At 47.5% G+C, this 2,748-nt stretch carries 5 protein-coding genes; all 5 read right to left on the bottom strand.

Annotated features, from left to right (window positions below; genetic code table 11):
* Positions 1-7 precede the first annotated feature (7 nt).
* Positions 8-619: a phage tail protein I gene (locus JEP36_RS17580; RefSeq protein ID WP_198630561.1), complete on the bottom strand. Its 612-nt coding sequence runs from the start codon at positions 617-619 to the stop codon at positions 8-10.
* Positions 612-1,520, bottom strand: a complete 909-nt coding sequence (locus JEP36_RS17575; protein ID WP_198630560.1) for a baseplate assembly protein — start codon at positions 1,518-1,520, stop codon at positions 612-614. Before JEP36_RS17575 ends, JEP36_RS17580 begins: the two co-directional genes overlap by 8 nt.
* On the bottom strand, positions 1,520-1,858 hold the full coding sequence (locus JEP36_RS17570) for a GPW/gp25 family protein (protein WP_198630559.1): 339 nt from the start codon (positions 1,856-1,858) through the stop codon (positions 1,520-1,522). The genes JEP36_RS17575 and JEP36_RS17570 overlap by 1 nt, the downstream gene beginning before the upstream one ends.
* Positions 1,855-2,481, bottom strand: a complete 627-nt coding sequence (locus JEP36_RS17565) for a phage baseplate assembly protein V (RefSeq protein ID WP_198630562.1) — start codon at positions 2,479-2,481, stop codon at positions 1,855-1,857. The genes JEP36_RS17570 and JEP36_RS17565 overlap by 4 nt, the downstream gene beginning before the upstream one ends.
* A gap of 65 nt (positions 2,482-2,546) precedes the next feature.
* Positions 2,547-2,748 (bottom strand): phage virion morphogenesis protein (locus tag JEP36_RS17560; RefSeq protein WP_198630558.1); only part of this gene is annotated, 202 nt, incomplete at its 5' end.

The following is a 2,748-nucleotide window of genomic DNA, read 5'->3' as shown; positions in this document are numbered from 1 at the left end:
AAAAAATTTAGCGCTCATGTGCGACCTCAATTTTATCAATAATGTGTACTCCGACCGCCGTTAATGGCGCACCAGATACGGTAATTTCTTCTGCAAAATAGGGGTAAACCGTTAATTCATCACCGCTAAACGTTGCGGCAGAGAGATAAAAATCACCTTGTGAATCAAGGTTGATAGATAACCCCAAGAGGTGTCGACTGACGGGGCGTGCATCGGCAATCAAACGTTCTAATTCGTCATAGATTTCTTGGGTAATACCGTTTTCTTGCACACCCACATCAAGGCGAAATGTGCCCGGCGGATCGTCGGTTTGCCACCATTCAGTGACTTTGATGATGTAACCTAACGGCTCAACCACACGCTTAAGTGCGCCAATGGTGCCCTTATGGCGATGAATAAACATCGAATCTCGTACCACTTGGCGCTTAATAGATTCAGACCAGTTTTCATCCCATCGATCCACTGACCAGGCCCATGCAAGGTACGGTAATAAATCAACTGGGCATGTGCTGACATTCCATAATTGGCGTAAAGGCACGGGCAAGGTTTGCAAGGATTGGCAGGCAATGGTGGCTGCCTTTTCTAATGGGCTACTGCCTGACGGTAATAAGCTATTCATCCGAGCCACCAATGGTTAATGTACTTTGGGTGCAATACGAGGCTTGAGTTTTATCCAGCACTACGTCTTTAGTGGGTTGTTTTAATTCCACACGTTGCACGCCTTCCACATGCAACGCGGCATAAATCGCCGACAAGCGAATATCACGCCCTAAGCGGTGTTGTTCTGTGATGTATTGTGTCAGCCGTTGATTGGCTTCTTTGCGTATTGGCTCCGACTCAGGCCCCGGAAAAAGAAATAACGTCGCATCAATTTGATAAGGAATAATTTTGGCAGATTGTACTTTGATGCGGTCAGCAACCGGTCGCACATCTTCATCGTTTAACGCATGCTCAACAATGCGCAGTAATTCTTCGGATGCGGTGCCGTCACCCTCACGAGATAACACGGAAATAGTGACATTTGCCGGTGTTGGACTGATTGCCGACACATCGGACACCCGACCATCTGCACTACGGGCATGAAATTCATAACTGCCCACCGGCCCCGCAACACTTAGCCCCTCAAACGCGGCGGGAATGCGTAAACGCAAATCATCGTCAGACTCTAAAATCGCTGGTGTGGGCGGAATAGTTTTGTTATTGGCGGGGCGTAACACTAAACGCGATAAATTATAATTCGCCGCTAACTGATCTAAATCCGCCCCTTTCGCATACGCCACCATCACCGCGCGTGCAGACTCATTAATTCGTTGGCGTAATAACAACTCACGATAGACGTTTTCTTCTAACAGCTTGGTCAGCGGTTCAGACTCTAACGATAACGTGTTAGCAACCGCATCACGTAAATGGACTGGCATCGAGGCAATCAACGCCGTTTTGCGTTCACGTAAGAGTTGTTCTGCATCTAACGACTCAATCACATCAGGCGGTGTTAATTGGCTTAAATTAATCGTTGGCATTATGTCACCGGTAGAGAGAAGTTAATCGGTTGTTGGTTATGGGCGTAATAGCCGGTGATATCGACAATCACCTGTTCGCGTTTGCTATGAATATCAATGGCGGTCATCACAATGCGTGGTTCCCAACGATAAACCGCGGTGTAACATGCCGACATTAATTGCAGTCGCATCTTGGCGTTAACAGGGCCGTCAATTAAATCGGCAAGCAAACTGCCATATTCACGGCGCATCAATCGGCTACCAATGGGTGTATTAAAAATATCTTTCACCGACTGGCGAACGTGCTCAATATCGGTAATACGTTCACCGGTTTGTGCATTCATGCCGAGATAGTTCATTGCGGTTGCCCCGTATTGCCATCACCGGTGCGCACGCCACCGTGGGTATGAGTTGAAACCACCACACCATTAGAGGACATTTGCCCACCAACATGGGTAATATCGCCAGTCATCGTGCCGCCTTTTTGTACCGTCAGTGATCCCGTGGTTAAGTTGTTGGTACAAATAACGGTAGGGGTATCTAAGGTAATTTTACTTGTCGCTACACACGTAATGTCGGGTGATGTGACCGCGACCGACTCGCTGGCTTCAATCACGGCAGTTTTAATTCCCGTGACTATTAGCTCCCCGGTTGCTGGTTCATATTCAATTACTGCACCGTCTTCATACTCATGACGGTGGGCGGTTAATGAGGTTGATGGCTCTGAAAAATCGTCACTAAATATTGCCGGTAACACAAACGAGGTGGTTAAATCGCCACCGATTGACAGCAATAACACTTGTTCGCCAACACTGGGCGCCCACCATGATCGAGAGTTACCGGCACGTGCAGTAAGCCACGGACGCCAGTCGGTTTCATTGTCGCCCGTTTTAACTCGACACCCTTTTTCTGCGCTGACATCAATCACAACGCCAGTGCGGATCAGGTTTTGTATTTTTCGGATAAGTTCTGCGATATTCATACCCGCAATGTGCAACGGGAAATAAAAAAACGCACGGGGTCGGGATTGTTTCAAAGACAGGACAATTAACGGGAAAGGAATTCCAGTAATTGATTTTCGATATGTTTAATATCTACCGGTGAAAAGCCTAATAGCTTTCTTTCAGGGTATTGAATTTCTAATGACTTGCCCCGCACACGCTCTTTCAAACCGTAATGATGCACCGCAGCAATGCCCGCAACTTGAGGGGCAAAAGAGAGGGTGACACCTTTATCGTTTGCTGACATT

Origin of the sequence: Proteus sp. PR00208, from assembly GCF_016238545.1 — a bacterium.
Taxonomy (GTDB): domain Bacteria; phylum Pseudomonadota; class Gammaproteobacteria; order Enterobacterales; family Enterobacteriaceae; genus Proteus.
Note: the sequence above shows the minus strand (reverse complement) of the source record. Positions and strands in the feature narration are given on the sequence as shown.